We start from the raw sequence: 16,760 nt of genomic DNA, 5'->3' as shown, positions 1-16,760 counted from the left end.
GCACTATCCAGTGAGTGCAGAGGATTATCCGTTTTGTGCAGATTTGGGGGAAACAAGCATTTTGTAGGAGCTGCCGAAGGCTGCGATCGGACGGGAACCGGCCGCAGTGTTTGATTCTGTGAAGGTCCTTCGGCCCTTATCGCAGCCTTCGGCAGCGCCTACAGGGGTTAGCGGCGCTTGAGGGTCACTGAAGGCAATTCACCATATTGATTTTTGTAGTACTCGGCGAAGCGGCCCAGGTGGAGGAAGCCATAGTCCAGCGCGATTTCGGTCAAGTTGCGCACGCGCTGACTCGGATCGGACAAACTGGCCTGGATACGTTCAAGCTTTTTACTGCGGATGTAGTTCATCGGCGTGGTGCCGGCATGGCGTTCGAACAGCGCGTACAGCGAACGAATACTCATGTGGCTGAGCTGCGCCAAGGACTCGGCGGTGATGTCTTGCTTGAGATTCTGCGCAATATACTCAGCCAGCCGCTCGAACGGCGCGGACTGCACGTCCAGTGTCTCGCGGTGGACGTTGGTGCCCAGCAGCGTGAGCAATTTGCTGGCAATGATCTGGGTGTAATGCTCGCGAACCCGAGGCAACACCAGATCGGTCTCCGCCTCCTGACAGACCAACCCGAGCAAACTCATGAAACCATCGAGTTCAGCCAGATTGTGACGATTGGAAGCAAAACGAATGCCCTCGCTGGGCTTGTGCCAGCGCAACTCGGCGCAGGTCAGGTCAAGCAACGGCAGCGGCAACTTGAGAATAAATTTTTCGCAATCGGCGGAATACATCAGGTCTACCGGATCATCAGGGTTGATCAACAGCAACTCACCTGGCGCGAAGTAATGCTCCTGCCCATACGATTTGGACAGGCACTGCCCTCGCAGCAGAATCTGTAAGTGATAGATGGTTTCAAGCGCGGGAGACGTAACGTGAACACTGGCACCGTAGCTGATACGACACAGGTCGAGACTGGCGAATTTAGTGTGATTGAGGCTGGCCTGCGGTCTGGACGTAGCGGGCAACTGGATGCAGTGGGAACCAACATGTTGGTTGACGTACTCCGACACCGCGTACGGGTCGGCACGCTCAAACACCATGCTTTTATCGTTAAGCAGCAGGCTTTGCATACATGGCAGGCTCATCTTATTTTTATAGTTGCTCACCAATTCCCAGTACTTTCCCGGTGATTGGCACTTTCACGAGCGTACTGGAGATGCAGGGTAAACAACAGCCGACTGTCCGATTACCGAACACTGTCTGCATACGCCCTGACAGCCGGGTATTTGGCAACTAAATGATTGATGCAAGAAGTTGCGCAAACATGTGAAAATAATGGCCAATATCTCTAAGAGCCATACACGGGAGCCTCCAGCAATGCGCTACTCGGAAGACCATAAAGCCCATACCCATCAACGGATCATCCACGAAGCCTCTGCACGCTTTCGACGTGATGGCATTGGCGCCACGGGCCTGCAACCGTTAATGAAAGCCCTGGGCCTGACCCATGGCGGTTTTTATGCCCACTTCAAATCCAAAGATGACCTGGTTGAACAATCACTGCGCAAGGCTGCCGACGATGTCGCCGATCGCTGCAACGACCTGTTCGCAGAGCAAGAACCGCTGCACGCTTTTATCGAAGGCTACCTGTCGCCTGCACACCGTGCATCGCCAGAACAAGGCTGCCCGCTACCGACCATGTCTGCGGAAATGGGCCAGCGCGGTCAGGCCAGTCCGATTACCGATGAAGTGATCCAGTCCCGGCTCGAATCCATCGAAAACACCCTGCCCGATCCAGCCAACGCCAGCGAACAAAGCATCGTCATGCTGTCGACGCTAGTGGGTGCGTTGCTACTGTCGCGCAGCGTAAAAGACCCCGCGTTATCCGACCGGATTCTCGAGACCACCCGTGACTGGTTGAAGGGGCAAGCAACCCCTTAACCTTTTGCGTCTGGCCAAAGGTCAACGATCAATCATGCCAACGCCGAAACAGCACAGTGGCGTTGACCCCACCAAACCCAAACCCGTTGGACAAGGCATATTCGATGTCCATCGGACGCGCCGCGCCGTGCACGATATCCAGGCCCTGCGCCGCTTCGTCGGGGTTGTCGAAGTTGAGGGTGGCCGGTGCGATCTGATCGCGAATCGCCAACACCGTGAAGATTGCTTCGATACCGCCTGCCGCACCCAGCAGATGCCCGGTCGCCGACTTGGTCGACGTCACAGCAATCGATTCCTGATCACCAAACACCGCCTTGATCGCCGCCATCTCGCCCTTGTCGCCCACAGGCGTGGACGTGGCGTGGGCATTGAGATGCTGGATCTCGGAAGGTTGAATACCCGCCTGACGAATCGCCGCCCGCATCGAGCGCTGCGCCCCGTTGCCGTCTTCCGGCCCGGCGGTCAGGTGGTAGGCGTCAGCACTGGTGCCATACCCCACCAACTCGACAATCGGCTTAGCCCCGCGCGCCAGCGCATGTTCCAGCGATTCAATCACCAGAATCCCTGCACCCTCGCCCATCACAAACCCATCGCGATCCCGATCAAACGGACGCGATGCACGCTCCGGCGTGTCATTGAACCCACTGGACAGCGCCCGCGCTGCCGCAAAACCGGCCAGGCTCACGCGATCAATGGCCGCCTCAGCGCCGCCACAGATAGCAATGTCTGCCTCACCCCAACGAATCATCCGCGCCGCATCGCCAATCGCCTGAACACCCGCCGCACACGCAGTCACTGGCGCGCCAAGTGGCCCCTTGAAACCGTGCTGGATCGAAACATGGCCTGCCGCAAGATTGACCAGAAACGACGGGATCGTGAACGGTGACAAACGACGCGGGCCACGGCTATCCGTGATCCGCACCGCCTCGGCAATCGCACTGAAACCACCCACGCCAGAGCCAATAATGGTTGCCGTACGTTCCTGAGCTTCCTCGCTGTCAGCGACCCAACCCGCCTGAGTGACGGCCTCCTTGGCCGCCGCCAGCGCGTACAGAATGAAGCGGTCCATCTTCTTCTGCTCTTTAGGAGGCGCCGCAGCGTCCGCATCGAACCCGGCCTCGGCATCGTCGGCGATCAACGGCACAACACCGCCGACCTTGCCCGGCAAATCGGCCACCACATCATCCGGCAACCGAATCACCCCGGAACGACCCGCCAGCAAGCGCTGCCACACCGCCTCCACGCCACTGCCCAAAGGTGATACCAGTCCCATGCCTGTCACTACGACTCGCCGTCCACTCATGCAATAACCCTCAACTTTAAAAAGAAGCTCAAACAGCCGGAGCTTTATAACGAGCCGCCATTACCACGTCCCAACTCGCGCCTCGGCAAACGTACCGGCAAACGCCACACCTGCGTTATTGAGCAACAGCGAAATCGAAACATCCTCACGCAAACGCTGTTCGATCTTCAGCAGATCAGCCTTGTCGGTCAGATCAGCTTTCAGAACCTCTACCTTTACACCTGTTTCGCTACGCAGTCGCGTTGCCAAGGTTTCGAGGCGGCGCTGGTCGCGAGCGACTAATAAGAGATCGTAGCCGCGTTTGGCGAAACGGTCGGCATAAGTGGCGCCGATGCCAGAGGAAGCGCCAGTGATCAGGGCTGTGCCTTTTGCGTTCAAGGTACTCATTGCAGATCTCCTGGGCCGTGAAGAGCCCTGTGGTGGAAGATGTATTTAATATTACAACCGTAATTTTTATGATTATATGTTGATCGACATTAAATATGTCAAGACACCGCGAGGAATGGATTTAGCGCTACGGTTGGGGGCAGAAATGATTGGGATGTGCGGTCCGAGACACGCGGTCTCGTCTGCGAAGGGCCTACGCAAACCTGGCCCCACGACCGACAGACGAAGTAATAGGTCAAACCCGAACCACGTCCTTTTCAGGAATAAACCGAACTTCCACCCGCTGGCCAAGAGCACGAGCAGCGCTGGCCAGCGTCGCTAGCGTCATGCCAGCGTCATTCTGATCAAGCGCCCGATCCACAGCCGTGCGGCTTGTGTGCATGCGTTCAGCGAGCGTTTTTTTGGTGATCCGCTGAGCCTTCATCACTTCTGCAATCTGCCAGGCAATTACACGTTTGAGGGCCGCAGCAGAAACCTCCTCAACAAGGCCTTGCTCAGAAAGAAAGTCGTCAAAATTGGAACCGATATGTTTGTTCATGCGCTGTACCTCAAAGTCTTGCTTTGCGCTGTTTAGCAGTTTTCATATCCGCCGAGGGTGTCTTCTGACTTTTTTTGATAAAGCCATGCAACAACACCATTTCACCACCTACGACCGTAAAAAGGACACGAGCAATGGTGTCACCCAGATCAATCCTGACCTCCCAGAGCCCGCTGTCGAGTTTACGAACCACAGGCATGCCGAGTGGCCAGCCAAGCTGAACAGTCTTTATATCCGTGCCTATCAGCTTCTTTGACTCCCTCGGAAGGTCAGATAACCACTCAGGCACGGGCTCATTGCCAGCCTCGGTACAAAAGAAACGTACGCCCAGTACGGGAGCAAGATGAGTCACGCTCATAAATTGTACCTAAAATGGTACAAGTGGCAACCACTTGCTGACCAACCCAATTATTTCAGGCAGTAAAAAGGCCAGTCAAAAGACCAGCCTTTCATCCACCGATGCCTATTTAGTTAATGCTGACTTTGTCGCGATTTTTTTCAAGGATCGCTTTGCCGATGCCTTTCACCTCAAGCATCTCGTCAACAGAAGCAAACTCGCCATTGGCTTCACGGTAAGCCACGATGGCTTTAGCCTTGGCGTTGCCCACGCCAATCAGTTCCCGCTGAAGCATCTCGGCATCGGCCATATTGAGGTTGACCTTCTCACCCTGCTGGGATTGTAGGGCCGAGGCGCTGATAGGGACGGGGGCTGAAACCTCCGCGACAGGTGCGGCGCTCACAGCAACCGAGGCAGTGGTGAACAAGGCAAACAAGAAGGACGAGAGGACAGAAGTACGCATACGTAACGCTCCATGGTATCCGGGGGTGAGAGCAACTTTCCGAAGCTGCTTCTCAAAGGTAGCTCAGAGCGGTTACCCGTCAAAAAGCCAAGCGTTACCGAATATTTGATCTCACGTGCAAAGCCGTAGCGAACATCAGTCCCGTCTAAAAGCGCCCTTCGAGTTCATTTAAAATAATTATTTTTCGAGCGTGCCCCACTGAATTAAAACTGGCACAGTTCCTGATGAGCCGTCACGTCGATTGGCTGATCATCGATCCCTCTAGACTGTCAGAATCTCAACTCAGCCGGTTACTTAAAGTGTCCATTCCGGGTCGCACAATTGACCGGGATCGAGATACGAAAACTCAATGAGAATGCCTATCGCTACCGCCAAGAACGCTTGCTGAATCCGGAACTTTCCAACCTCGAAGGCTGATCGTTGACTTCGCCATCGACCTATGACACCTTCCAGAAAATTCTCACGGTAAGTGTGAAGACACCTGCCACTCAGTTAGTGAAGGTGACGCCGGGCCTGCGCTTCAAAGACAGCGTGCTCGCGCTGCTCTACCGCACCAACGTCAGGACGAATTCAAGTCAATTGGATGGATGCCAACAGCGCCTTCGTCAGTACCATGCTGAGGTATTTGACTGCAAGGCAGACTGGACGGCGCATGAGATGACGGTCGTCTCACCGCTGAATCCTCATTTCGCTGTCATCTATGCTTCAGGCCACACTGAAACTCCTTTGGAGTTCAAGTCACTCTCATTCAGAGAATAGTCAGCGATATCGATGAACTCAAAAATAGAGCTTTTCACCGAAGCACAGCGTGTCACGGTAGTGATCCCAAGCTATCGAGTCACCGCACAGATAGCCGGTGTGATTGAAGCGATAGGGCCCGAAGTATGGCGTATCTATGTCGTAGATGACGCCTGCCCGGACGACTCCGGCGGGCATGTAACAACCGTTTGTTCCGACCCTCGGGTCAAGGTGCTGTCCCATGACATGAACAAGGGCGTGGGCGGCGCGGTGATGACTGGCTATCGAGTCGCTATCGCCGATGGCGCGAGCATCATTGTCAAAGTTGATGGGGACGGCCAGATGGACCCCGCTCTGATCCCACTGTTCATTGAGCCGATTTTGGCGGGGGAAGCTGATTACACCAAAGGCAACTGCGTTTTTAATTTGGAAGAAGTTCAATCAATGCCGCGCGCTCGCCTCTTCGGCAACGCCGTATTATCACTGACGGTCAATCTATCAACAGGTTGTTTGAATCTGTTCGACCCTACCAATGGCTATACCGCAATTCATCGTGACGCGGCAAAATTACTGTTGCTTGATAAAGTAAATCAACGCTACTTTTTTGAGACGGATATTCTCTTTCACTTAAATACCTTGCGCGCCGTTGTTGTTGATATACCGATGACCGCCAAGTACGGCGAAGAGGTCAGTCATCTTAAAGTATCGGAAATCATTGGCGAGTTCTTACTTAAACACACCAAAAACTTCGTAAAGCGAATTTTCTACAATTACTACTTACGGGATATGTCTCTGGTATCGATCGAGTTGGCCATCGGAATTTTAATGCTCTCTTTCGGGCTGATTTTCAGCAGCTTTCACTGGTTCGAATCTGCAAGTAATGGCACCCAAACGCCCGCGGGCACCGTCATGCTCGGGGCGCTTCCCATACTCATGGGGTTGCAATTAATCATGGCATTCCTTGGCTATGACATCGCCTCCGTGCCAAGCAGACCGAGGCATGCCAAGCGCCGTAAAGTAGGCCGTCTACAGGAAAGCGGCAAATGAAAATACTGAAAGATTTTTTATCGGATCGTTCTCTTAAGACACGAGACGTCGATGGCAGCGCGGGCCTGGAGGCGTATTCTTGCACTCCACCCTGTCGTGGTTATCAGGAAAAAATGTTGACGCTTATCAAGTACGGCATCATCCAGCTTTTGGTGTATGCGTTGGACATGGGGTCCTTTCTCTTATTGATTTTGTTATTCAACGATGAGCCGGTCCTGGCCAATATTGCAGGCAAGTTCATCGGGGGAATCTTTGCGTTCTTTTTACATCGGCACTTTACGTTCAAATCCACCCGTGGCAGCAGTAAAGTACAAGCGATCCGTTACTTCTCTTTACTCGCCATCAACATTCCATTTTCATCGGCCTTGTTTGCCGCAGCCCTGTATGTCATTAATAGCCCCACCCCCGTCAAGTTTGTCTCGGACGTAGCCTGCGCATTCTCCACCTACTGGATAAGCAAATTGTTCGTATTTCATATTGATGCGACCAAGCCAGCTCGACCCAATGGACCTGATAGCTTATGACTATGAAGGTACTCATAACCGGAACGACAGGTTATATCGGACAGCGGCTGGCGGCCTTGGCCGTGAAAAAAGGGCACGAAATCATTTCCGCTACACGAAAGCCATGCCCCTCGGCCTATACGTGGCTGGCGTATGACCTGCAGGGGTCCGCACCTGATTGCCCGGCAGGGATCCAGGCCTTTGTCCACCTGGCTGCGGATACTTCGAAAAGTGCGCACATTTCCTCAGAGGACGAGGTACGGGCAGCTCAAGCGTTGATCCGCTGCGCTACGCAAGCCTCGGCCAAGTTCATCTTCATCTCCAGCCAGACTGCTGCCTGTACAGCCCCTAGCGCGTATGGGCGAACGAAATGGCGCATCGAGCAAGAAGTGCTGGCCGCTGGCGGGGTCGTGATCAGACCGGGGCAAGTATATGGCGGACCCGAACTCGGACTTTTTGGAATGTTGTCAGGGCTGATTCGTCGCTTTCCAATCATTCCGATACTTCTTCCCGCCCCCCCGGTGCAACCCGTGCATGTCGATGACCTTGCGGCCTCGATACTGACCATCATCGAGCGGGAAGATATTCGCGCAGAGACTTTTAATCTGGGCTCTGTGCAACCGGTTTCCTTTGGTCGTTTTCTCATGTCGATCGCAGACAACCGTATAAACGCAGTTCGCCTTCCAGTGCCCTTCCCGGTGGCGCCCATCAAACTGCTCGGCCTGCTATTAGGGCAATCCACGAGCGCAAAACTTGGCCTCGACCGTATTTTTTCACTCATCAACCTACCGTACATGGACACCGAGATGTCATTGCGACGACTAGGTATGGAGCTTCGACCGCTTGCTCATGGCATGCATCGTTCAGGTCGCGGTCAACGCAGGCAATTACTCCTGGAGGGGATTGTGCTGTTGAGCTACCTACTTAAGAGCCGCCCGGAACAAAGCCTGGTTCGCCGTTACGCAAGCGCCCTGGAGCGCGCAGGCAGAACGCAAAAGGTGATCAGCTCACGCTTGATAGTGCGCTGGCCGGCTCTCCTGACCCTACTCGATAATGACAGCTTCCTGAAGCAGCCTTATGGTCGGGAATTATCCTGGCGGCTGCAGGTTGCAATCAGCATCGCCGAGGCCAGCCCCCAGGGAGCAAAAGTGTTTTTAGGCTCCCCACATCAGGGTAATTTCTTCGCGATCCTGATAGCGCTGGGACTGACTGCGTTTAAAGAGCTTACGTGGCGGGTATTCGCACTGGTGTGCAGCCCCCTTGCTCGTCATCTATTTCTTGAAAGTGATCAAGCGTGAAGCCTGAGTTCGATGTCATTATTGTAGGCAGTGGTCCGGCTGGCACCTCAGCAGCCTATCCGCTCGTTAAAGCGGGACTGAAAGTGCTCATGGTGGATGCCCAAGCCGCCTCAGACTCATGCGCCGTGCCAACCGCCCCGTTTCTTACCAGCAGGACGAACGACAAACATCAGTGGAAATGGATGATAGGCGAGGACTTCCACGCCCTGAACCAACTCGATGCGGTGTCACCCAAACTAAAGACCCCGACCCATGCGCATGTCTTTCAGGGGTTTAGCGCAGCCAATCGCATAGAGACAAACAACTTCATCGGTATAGGATCGCTGGCAACCGGCGGCCTGTCGAACGCATGGGGCTGCGGCGTCGCACGCCTTCCTGCCAGTGACTTTCCTGGATGCTCCATCGACTACGCAGATATGGAGAAGTCCTACGAGACAGTCTCTCGGCGTATGGGCATCAGTGGTCAGGCCTATGACGACCTCTCAGACTATTTTGGTCTCGATGAATGGTCACAGCCACCCTTGCCTCTGGATAAATTGCACCGACGATTGCTCGATAACTACACCCGGCACAGGCAGTCTTTCCCCAGTCTCGGTTTTCGCCTTGGCCGCTCGCGGGTAGCTGCCTTGAGTCAAAATCTGGAAGAACGAAAGGCCTGCGATCTGTCCGGAAACTGTCTGTGGGGTTGTCAGAATCAGGCGTTGTACTCCGCGTCACAAGAGCTTCCAAAGCTCAAGCAGTACCCGGGATTTCAGCACGTTCAAGACTTTTTGGTGAACGATCTCCATCGGCATGAAGGTTCATGGACAATTACCGATCAACGTTCATCCAGGCGCTTTTCCAGTCGGCGGCTTCTTCTGGCTGCAGGCACTCTGGCATCGACCAGGCTCGCCCTCAAACACCTTGACTACTCAGCACCACTACCGCTGCTGTCGTCGCCCACAGCTGCCTTCCTGCTTTGGCTACCTAGGATGCTAGGCACCCCAAGAGTTTCGACATTCGGCCTTGGCCAGTTGTCGTTCGCACTTGATCTTACTTCAGGCACTACCGCTTTCGGTTCAACGTTCAGCACCACAGGCTTGCCGATGTCCGAGTTCGTTAGTCGTGTTCCCATGAGCAAGCGCTACAGTGTCGAACTGCTGAAAAACCTCCTCAGTTCTTGCCTGGTCGGAAATATCTTCCTTCCGGGCCACTTGTCCAACAACACCGTCGTACTGAGCACTGATGGTTCGCTTCGGATCGAGGGTGCTCTGCAACCCGAGACGGGCGACGTAATGAAAAACGCCGAGGCAATACTGCGTAAAATCTACTGGAAAATGGGCGCCGTATTGATGCCTATGAGCTTCACTGTCGGCAAACCGGGGGCAGATATCCACTATGCGGGAACCCTGCCCATGCGTTCGACACCCAAGCTTGGACAGACGAACAATGTTGGAGAAGTGGTGGGACTCCCAGGCGTACACCTCGTCGACGGGGCCTGCCTGCCAAGCCTTACAGAAAAGTCACACACACTGACTATCATGGCCAACGCGGACCGGATAGGGCGCTCACTTGCCACACAGGTATAGGAAAGAAGGGAATAGGTACTCTGCATCATTGGTACGCGCCCTGAAGCCATCAAGATGGCTCCCGTGATCAAGGCCCTTCAGGTCGAAGGAAATATCAATTGCCGGGTGCTGGCCACGGCTCAGCATCGCGGCATGCTTGATCAGGTGCTCGAGTTTTTTGGTATTACTCCCGATATAGATCTGGACATCATGCGGCCCAATCAGTCATTGACGACTCTGACCGCTCGATTACTGCTGGATCTGGATGGCGTCCTGCAGTCCGAGAAACCGGATGTAGTGCTGGCTCAAGGTGACACGACAACAGTGATGAGCGCGGCATTGGCCTGTTTCTATTTGCGAATCCCCTTTGGCCATATCGAAGCAGGCCTGCGCACCGGCGACATGCACAGCCCATTCCCCGAAGAAGCCAACAGAGTGATTGCCGGGAAACTGGCCCGTTGGCATTTCGCGCCGACTCAGGGTTCGATGGACAACCTACTGCGCGAACGCGTAGCCCAAACTGATATCACCATGACGGGCAATACCGTCATCGATGCTTTGCTGACGACTGCTGCGCGGACACTGCCACTCGATATCGACCAGGATTCAAGCAAACGCCTGATTCTGGTGACTGATCATTAGCGATTCCGGCGGCGTGCAGGAAGAAGCACCGGCGCTTGGCAAACCGGTTTTGGTACTGTGGGAAGAAACCGAACGACCGGAAGCCGTCGACCTAGGAGTGGTCAAGCTCGTAGGCGCCAATCGGGACACCATTATCGAACAGGCGCAGCGTTTGCTCGCTGATCCTGACTCTTATAAGGCCATGGCTCGTGGGGTTTCTCCCTATGGCGATGGCAAGGCAGCAGAGCGTATCGTCAGTGTTCCAAGGCAACATTTCTTACACTGCGAATGATCTGCCTCCCCAAAGTGCCCGCTAGCGCGACCATAGCCGTTTTGACCCTATCCAAGCGCTGGCATTCAAGGGCGCGAACCTCATTACTTTTTTATCAACGTTTTTTCGACGCTTCCGCCGTAATTATGTCGCCAAATCCTTTATCTGCTCATCACCCTTGCTAACTGCATGAGACTACTCATTTAATAATAGTCAAAAAACCATCGCGCACAAAATTCGCCAATTTACCGCCACGCACTAGTCAGAACGAACCAGAAAAACACCGCCATGCCGTTTTTCTGGCGATAAGAAAGTGATATTTTGACTTGTACAACTCACTTTTCGATGTAGATTTAGGGCAAGGTCTTGAATGCACCGAACGACGGTTCATTTCAGCGTTGTCCAGACGGAGACTCACCGAGTCGGGAGCTACAAATGGTCACTTTTTTTATCGGTTGGGGCGTTATTTCGCTGATAGGTACCCTATTTGCGCTGAGCCTGATCCGGAGCGGTAAACGTAATACCCACGAGAGAGCTACCGACTTGCCATCCGCAAGCAGTGAAGCCCAGCCAGTACCTGTCAAACTGTTGGCATAAACGTAACTAACCGCAAACTCCGTCACTGAACACATCGTGCGACGTCGCGCCCACGCCAGCATCAACTCCCCGCAGCCAGTGATCGCCCAAGCGCGGTCCAATATTCCTGATACGCTGGGAGAAGACCGCCGCTAGTCGACGCAATCTGCAGCGTTATGACTGTCAAAACCTGCAATTGGCACTGACCGACTGGCTCGACCCACCTGGACTCATACCCCGTGCGGATGGAGAAGGCATTGATGTCTCGCTTGCTGCTGACAGGCGCTAACGGCTTTGTTGGCAAACTACTGACGGCCCGGCTGCAAAATGCCGGGTTCCATGTCGTCGCCCTGAGCAGCCAGTCACAGGGGGTGGACAGCCGCGCGGACGAACAGGTCACTTGCGACATCCGTGACGCCCACGGTCTGGCTCAGGTCGTCGCTCGGGTGCAACCGTCACATATCGTGCATCTGGCCGCCATTTCTCACGTGCCCACCAGTTTCAGCGAACCGCTTCTAACCTGGCAGACCAACGTGATGGGCAGCGTGAACCTGCTCGAAGCGATGCGACTGCACGCTCCCGAAGCCTTCGTGCTGTTCGCCAGTTCATCGGAAGTTTATGGGGCGGCGTTCAAATCAGGACAACCCGTTGACGAACAGACCCGCTGTGAACCGCTGAACCCTTACGGGGCAAGCAAAATGGCCGCCGAAAGCGCGTTCCAGGAGTATTTTCGTCAGGGCCTCAAAGGCGTCATCGCCCGGCCCTTCAACCACATCGGCGCGCAACAATCAGCTGACTTCGTCACCGCGTCCTTTGCCCGGCAGATCGCCTTGATCGAGTCTGGCCAGCAAGCGCCCGTCCTCAAGGTCGGCAACCTGCAAGCGAGTCGGGACTTTCTCGACGTCCAGGATGTGTGCAGCGCTTACCTCGAACTCCTGAAGCTGGCCGACAGAGCCGACTATCCGCGGTGCATGAATATCGCCAGTGGCCGCTCGCATAAAATTCGTGACGTGCTTGATCTGCTGCTATCCCTGAGCGACGCGCAGATCGAGGTCAAACTCGATCAGCAACGTATACGGCCTTCGGACATTCCAGTGGCGGCAGGCAGTAATCAGCGCCTCAAGGAGGCCACAGGATGGCAACCCACCCTTTCACTGGAGCAGACCTTGCGCGAACTTCTGGATTATTGGCGCGAACAGGTAAAACCCGTCGTCTGATTCCTGAAGGAGACAGCCAGGCTGCAAACTAGGTCTCGATTCTGGCCAGAGGCCTGTCGTCCCTTCTGCCACGCCGCGCCGTCGCGCAGCAAACTGGATCTCGATCTTGGCCGGAGGCCTGTAGGAGCTGACTTGTCTGCGAAAGCCGCAACGCGGTGTGCCTGACTGATCTCATTGAATGGTCTTCGCAGACAAGTCAGCTCCTACAGAAAATCGTAAGCCATTGAATGATAATGTTTTTATTGAGTGCGGTTTCCAGCCAAACGCTGATCCCCGTAGGAGCTGACTTGTCTGCGAAAGCCGCAACGCGGTGTGCCTGACTGATCTCATTGAATGGTCTTTGCAGACAAGTCAGCTCCCACAGAAAATCGTAAGCCATTGAATGATAATGTTTTTATTGAGTGCGGTTTCCAGCCAACGCGGTGTGCCTGACTGATCTCATTGAATGGTCTTCGCAGACAAGTTGAACTGGTCAAGTAATTCTGGACACCTGTTAAGGTTTACGCCGCCATTTGCTCCATAGCTATCGGTGATTGATAACCGTTATAGCTGTGGAGTCTGGTGCGGTTGTAGTACATCAAATAGCTCATTACATCAGCTCGCGCTTCTGCTTCCGTGGCATAGCCCTCAGGGGGTACCCACTCTGACTTCAAGCTTCCAAAAAAACGCTCCATAGGTGCGTTATCCCAGCATTCGCCTTTACGACTCATGCTTTGCCCCATTTCCAGCGCTGTCAGTTCGTCGCGAAATTTGTGGCTGGTGTACTGACAACCCTGATCCGAGTGAAACAGAACTTGCTTAGGCCGTCCCCGAAGCTCGCCAGCCATCTTCAACGCCTCACAGGCCAGCGTGGCATCGGAGATCATCGATAGCGCCCAGCCCACGATACGACGGGCATACAGGTCTAATACAGCCGCCAAATACAACCATCGTTTACCGGCTTTTATGTACGTTATATCGCCGAGCCATACCTGGTTCGTGGCCTCAACCTTGAACTTGCGTTTGAGCTCATGGGGAGCTATCAGCGCTTCTGTACCGGAGGACTTGTACTTGTGCGGTCGACGTTGATGACTGACGATATTGGCCTCCCTCATCAAGCTGCGGGCCATGTAACGTCCCACCTGATGACCCTGCGCCTGCAACGCCTTGGACAGCATCCTTGTGCCCGCAGCCCCTCGTGAAGTTGTATGTATTTTAACGGCGGCGACCTTGAGCTGCTCTCGTTGCTTGTTAACTCGGCCACGACGACTGAGCCAGTCATAGAAGCTGCTGCGGTTGACTTCCAATACCCGGCAACAACGTTTAATGCCGTAATGCTCGCCCAGCCCTTCGATCAGTACAAACGATCTTTGGAGTCCGACAGCAGGAGAGCACCAGCCTTTTTTAAGATTTCGATGTCCATGTCTTTTTGCTTGAGAAGGGCTTCGAGATGTTGAATACGCTTTTGCTCAGGTGTGATTGCCTTGGTTCCGACTGGCGCTTTTCCCTGACGCTCCTTGCGCAACTGATCAACCCACCGACGCAGTGCGGTCAGACCGATATTCATGTTGGCGCAGACATCTTGGACAGACTTATTCTCGTCCAACACCAAGGCAGCAGCCTTGAGCTTGAACTCGGTGGAGTAGGAAACCCGCATGGCTTTAGTCAATTTACACCTCTGATTTGGGCGCCATCATAGCGCCCGATGAAGGTGTCCAGAATCATTAGGCCAGTTCAAGTCAGCTCCTACAGAAAATCGTAAGCCATTGAATAATAATGTTTTTATTGAGTGCGGTTTCCAGCCAAACGCTGATCCCCGTAGGAGCTGACTTGTCTGCGAAAGCCGCAACGCGGTGTGCCTGACTGATCTCATCGAATGGCCTTCGCAGACAAGTCAGCTCCTACAGATCTTCGAAAATTTACCTCTTATATTTCAAACGCATAGACCTTATCGATTCTGCCCGGAGTACCTGACCCACCAGGGTGAAGCGGTTGGCTGAAAATTTATAGCGGCTCTTTATGCCGTTGCTGGTACATCCAGTCGACAATCCCATCTTCCGGGCTGTAGCCGCTTACCACCTCGCGAAGCAATTGACGCACGTGCTCGCAATCATTGGTCTCAACAGCCCCCAGTAAATCCGCAATCCTTACTTTCAGCTGATCCCAACTCAGGTGATCCTCATTGGCACACATGATCATCGGGTGCTGTGTCTCGGCGACATTCTCCCCAATCAGCAACTCCTCATAGAGCTTCTCACCAGGACGCAGCCCGACAAACTCCACCTCTATGTCGCCTTCAGGGTTTCGGTCCGAACGAATGCTCAGTCCTGACAAGTGGATCATCTTCTCTGCGAGTTCAATAATTTTCACCGGCTGGCCCATGTCCAGTACGAACACATCCCCCCCCTGCCCCATGGAACCCGCCTGAATAACCAACTGAGCGGCTTCAGGGATAGTCATGAAGTAACGTGTAATCTTGGGATGAGTGACCGTGAGTGGCCCACCGTTTTTGATTTGCTTATGGAACAGCGGAATAACCGAGCCTGACGAGCCCAATACGTTACCAAACCGAACCATCGTAAACCGCGTGTTATTGACTTGAGAGACGTTGGCCTTGTCGCCAAACAGTACGGGCGCCACTTCTCGGCTCAACGCCTGCAACGTCAGCTCCGCAAGGCGTTTGGTGCTGCCCATCACATTCGTCGGGCGCACTGCCTTGTCTGTGGAGATCAACACAAAATTCGAAACCCCGGACTGCAGGGCAGCCTGGGCGGTGTAGAGCGTACCCATCACGTTATTCAATACGCCTTCGGCGATATTGTGTTCAACCATGGGCACATGCTTATAGGCGGCAGCGTGGTAAACCGTATCCACGTCCCACGTCTTCATCACATCGAGAAGTTTCCACGGGTGCTGCACCGACCCCAGAATGGGTAATACCTCGACAGCCAGCGACTCGCGAGCAATGCGCTGCTCAAGCTCGCCAAGAATGCTGTAAAGATTGAATTCACTGTGATCGAACAGCAGCAATTTTGTGGGGCCGAGATGGACGATCTGTCGGCACAACTCGGAGCCAATCGACCCACCTGCCCCGGTCACCAATACGACCTGTTCTTTAATGCAATGCTCCAACAACTCTTCTTGAGCAGGTACAGCATCGCGACCCAGCAAATCTCCGATGTCCACCTCTTGAATATCACTGACCTTAACCCGGCCACTGGCCAGGTCCGTGAAATTCGGCACGCTACGTACGTGCAGTGGAAAGCCTTCCAGATAACCGAGAATCTCCCGACGCCGCGCACGGGTTGAGGACGGCAGTGCCAGTAACAGCTCGGTTGCGCCGGTGACATCAATCATCTGCTTGATATGCTTGGGTTTGTACACCTGCAAGCCAGCAATCACCCGCTCAGCAATGTTGGGATCATCATCAATAAACGCCACTGGGCGCATGACTCGCCCCATCCGCAAGGCAGCAACCAGCTGATTACCCGCAACACCTGCCCCATAGATCGCAACCTTGGTCAGACCGTCGTCACGACTGGTGAACGGAACATGCTGGGCACCCGAAAACCAGTGACCCAAGAAGAATTGGCGCATGGCGAGGCGCAGCCCGCCGATGATCACCATGCTCAACCACCAATAATTGAAGATGATCGAGCGCGGCACGACGGGCTCATGATTGCTGGACCAGTAAACGACAAACGCAAGTATCAGGGCAGACAGGCTGACTGCCTTGATGATGGCAATCAACGCGTCATTGCCGAAATAGCGCATCACCGCCCGGTACATGCCGAAACGGATAAACAGCGGGATCGCCACCACGGGGGCCGCGATAAATAAAAACGTGTGCTGGAACAGGGGATGAGTCACATCCTCGATCCCCAAACGAACGACGAACGACAGCAACAGCGCAACCCAGACCAGCACGACATCCGTACAGACCTGTATCAGCCGCTTCTGCTGTCTCGGCAGCCCCACCAGAAAATCACGTATTTTATCCATA

At 54.3% G+C, this 16,760-nt stretch carries 15 protein-coding genes and 2 pseudogenes; 8 read left to right on the top strand and 9 right to left on the bottom strand.

Annotated elements, in window-relative coordinates:
• Positions 1 to 167 precede the first annotated feature (167 nt).
• Positions 168 to 1,121 carry an AraC family transcriptional regulator gene (locus AC1ME2_RS20600; protein ID WP_480442252.1) on the bottom strand — a complete coding sequence of 318 codons (954 nt, stop codon included), beginning with the start codon at positions 1,119 to 1,121 and terminating at the stop codon, positions 168 to 170.
• Between the two features lie 247 nt (positions 1,122 to 1,368).
• Between AC1ME2_RS20600 and AC1ME2_RS20595 the strand changes: the two genes are divergently transcribed.
• On the top strand, positions 1,369 to 1,932 hold the full coding sequence (locus AC1ME2_RS20595) for a TetR/AcrR family transcriptional regulator (RefSeq protein ID WP_480436356.1): 564 nt from the start codon (positions 1,369 to 1,371) through the stop codon (positions 1,930 to 1,932).
• Between the two features lie 28 nt (positions 1,933 to 1,960).
• On the opposite strand, the gene fabF is transcribed toward AC1ME2_RS20595, so the two are convergent.
• From fabF to AC1ME2_RS20570, 5 genes and pseudogenes are all read right to left on the bottom strand, one after another.
• Positions 1,961 to 3,235 (bottom strand): beta-ketoacyl-ACP synthase II, encoded by a 1,275-nt coding sequence (gene fabF, locus AC1ME2_RS20590; protein ID WP_480436353.1) that lies wholly within the window; start codon positions 3,233 to 3,235, stop codon positions 1,961 to 1,963.
• A 78-nt stretch (positions 3,236 to 3,313) separates the two neighbouring features.
• A pseudogene (locus AC1ME2_RS20585) lies at positions 3,314 to 3,622 on the bottom strand (SDR family NAD(P)-dependent oxidoreductase); the annotation flags it as partial.
• Positions 3,623 to 3,857: 235 nt separating this feature from the next.
• Positions 3,858 to 4,160 carry a helix-turn-helix domain-containing protein gene (locus AC1ME2_RS20580; RefSeq protein ID WP_480436351.1) on the bottom strand — a complete coding sequence of 101 codons (303 nt, stop codon included), beginning with the start codon at positions 4,158 to 4,160 and terminating at the stop codon, positions 3,858 to 3,860.
• Between the two features lie 10 nt (positions 4,161 to 4,170).
• Positions 4,171 to 4,518, bottom strand: coding sequence for a type II toxin-antitoxin system RelE/ParE family toxin (locus tag AC1ME2_RS20575; protein WP_480436349.1), 348 nt, complete (start codon positions 4,516 to 4,518; stop codon positions 4,171 to 4,173).
• 109 nt (positions 4,519 to 4,627) lie between these two features.
• Complete coding sequence (locus AC1ME2_RS20570) at positions 4,628 to 4,960, bottom strand: ComEA family DNA-binding protein (protein WP_480436348.1); 333 nt, start codon at positions 4,958 to 4,960, stop codon at positions 4,628 to 4,630.
• A gap of 420 nt (positions 4,961 to 5,380) precedes the next feature.
• Between AC1ME2_RS20570 and AC1ME2_RS20565 the strand changes: the two genes are divergently transcribed.
• From AC1ME2_RS20565 to AC1ME2_RS20535, 7 genes and pseudogenes are all read left to right on the top strand, one after another.
• Positions 5,381 to 5,719, top strand: coding sequence for a hypothetical protein (locus AC1ME2_RS20565; protein WP_480436347.1), 339 nt, complete (start codon positions 5,381 to 5,383; stop codon positions 5,717 to 5,719).
• A gap of 12 nt (positions 5,720 to 5,731) precedes the next feature.
• A complete protein-coding gene (locus AC1ME2_RS20560; RefSeq protein ID WP_480436345.1) occupies positions 5,732 to 6,745 on the top strand; it encodes a glycosyltransferase family 2 protein in 1,014 nt (337 codons plus the stop codon).
• Positions 6,742 to 7,269, top strand: coding sequence for a GtrA family protein (locus AC1ME2_RS20555; RefSeq protein ID WP_480436343.1), 528 nt, complete (start codon positions 6,742 to 6,744; stop codon positions 7,267 to 7,269). Before AC1ME2_RS20560 ends, AC1ME2_RS20555 begins: the two co-directional genes overlap by 4 nt.
• Positions 7,266 to 8,546, top strand: a complete 1,281-nt coding sequence (locus AC1ME2_RS20550; protein WP_480436342.1) for an NAD-dependent epimerase/dehydratase family protein — start codon at positions 7,266 to 7,268, stop codon at positions 8,544 to 8,546. The genes AC1ME2_RS20555 and AC1ME2_RS20550 overlap by 4 nt, the downstream gene beginning before the upstream one ends.
• Positions 8,543 to 10,114: an FAD-dependent oxidoreductase gene (locus tag AC1ME2_RS20545; protein ID WP_480436341.1), complete on the top strand. Its 1,572-nt coding sequence runs from the start codon at positions 8,543 to 8,545 to the stop codon at positions 10,112 to 10,114. The genes AC1ME2_RS20550 and AC1ME2_RS20545 overlap by 4 nt, the downstream gene beginning before the upstream one ends.
• 54 nt (positions 10,115 to 10,168) lie before the next feature.
• Positions 10,169 to 11,006 (top strand): annotated as a pseudogene (wecB, locus tag AC1ME2_RS20540) (non-hydrolyzing UDP-N-acetylglucosamine 2-epimerase).
• An 815-nt stretch (positions 11,007 to 11,821) separates the two neighbouring features.
• Positions 11,822 to 12,778, top strand: a complete 957-nt coding sequence (locus tag AC1ME2_RS20535) for a GDP-mannose 4,6-dehydratase (protein WP_480436340.1) — start codon at positions 11,822 to 11,824, stop codon at positions 12,776 to 12,778.
• A gap of 500 nt (positions 12,779 to 13,278) precedes the next feature.
• On the opposite strand, the gene AC1ME2_RS20530 is transcribed toward AC1ME2_RS20535, so the two are convergent.
• From AC1ME2_RS20530 to AC1ME2_RS20520, 3 genes are all read right to left on the bottom strand, one after another.
• A complete protein-coding gene (locus AC1ME2_RS20530; protein ID WP_480442245.1) occupies positions 13,279 to 14,085 on the bottom strand; it encodes an IS3 family transposase in 807 nt (268 codons plus the stop codon).
• 26 nt (positions 14,086 to 14,111) lie between these two features.
• Positions 14,112 to 14,414, bottom strand: coding sequence for a transposase (locus AC1ME2_RS20525; protein ID WP_480435584.1), 303 nt, complete (start codon positions 14,412 to 14,414; stop codon positions 14,112 to 14,114).
• A gap of 347 nt (positions 14,415 to 14,761) precedes the next feature.
• On the bottom strand, positions 14,762 to 16,759 hold the full coding sequence (locus tag AC1ME2_RS20520; RefSeq protein WP_480436339.1) for a polysaccharide biosynthesis protein: 1,998 nt from the start codon (positions 16,757 to 16,759) through the stop codon (positions 14,762 to 14,764).
• Position 16,760 lies beyond the last annotated feature (1 nt).

Source organism: Pseudomonas sp. ASL9 (assembly GCF_056680335.1).
This window is presented reverse-complemented; position numbering and strand designations above follow the sequence as displayed.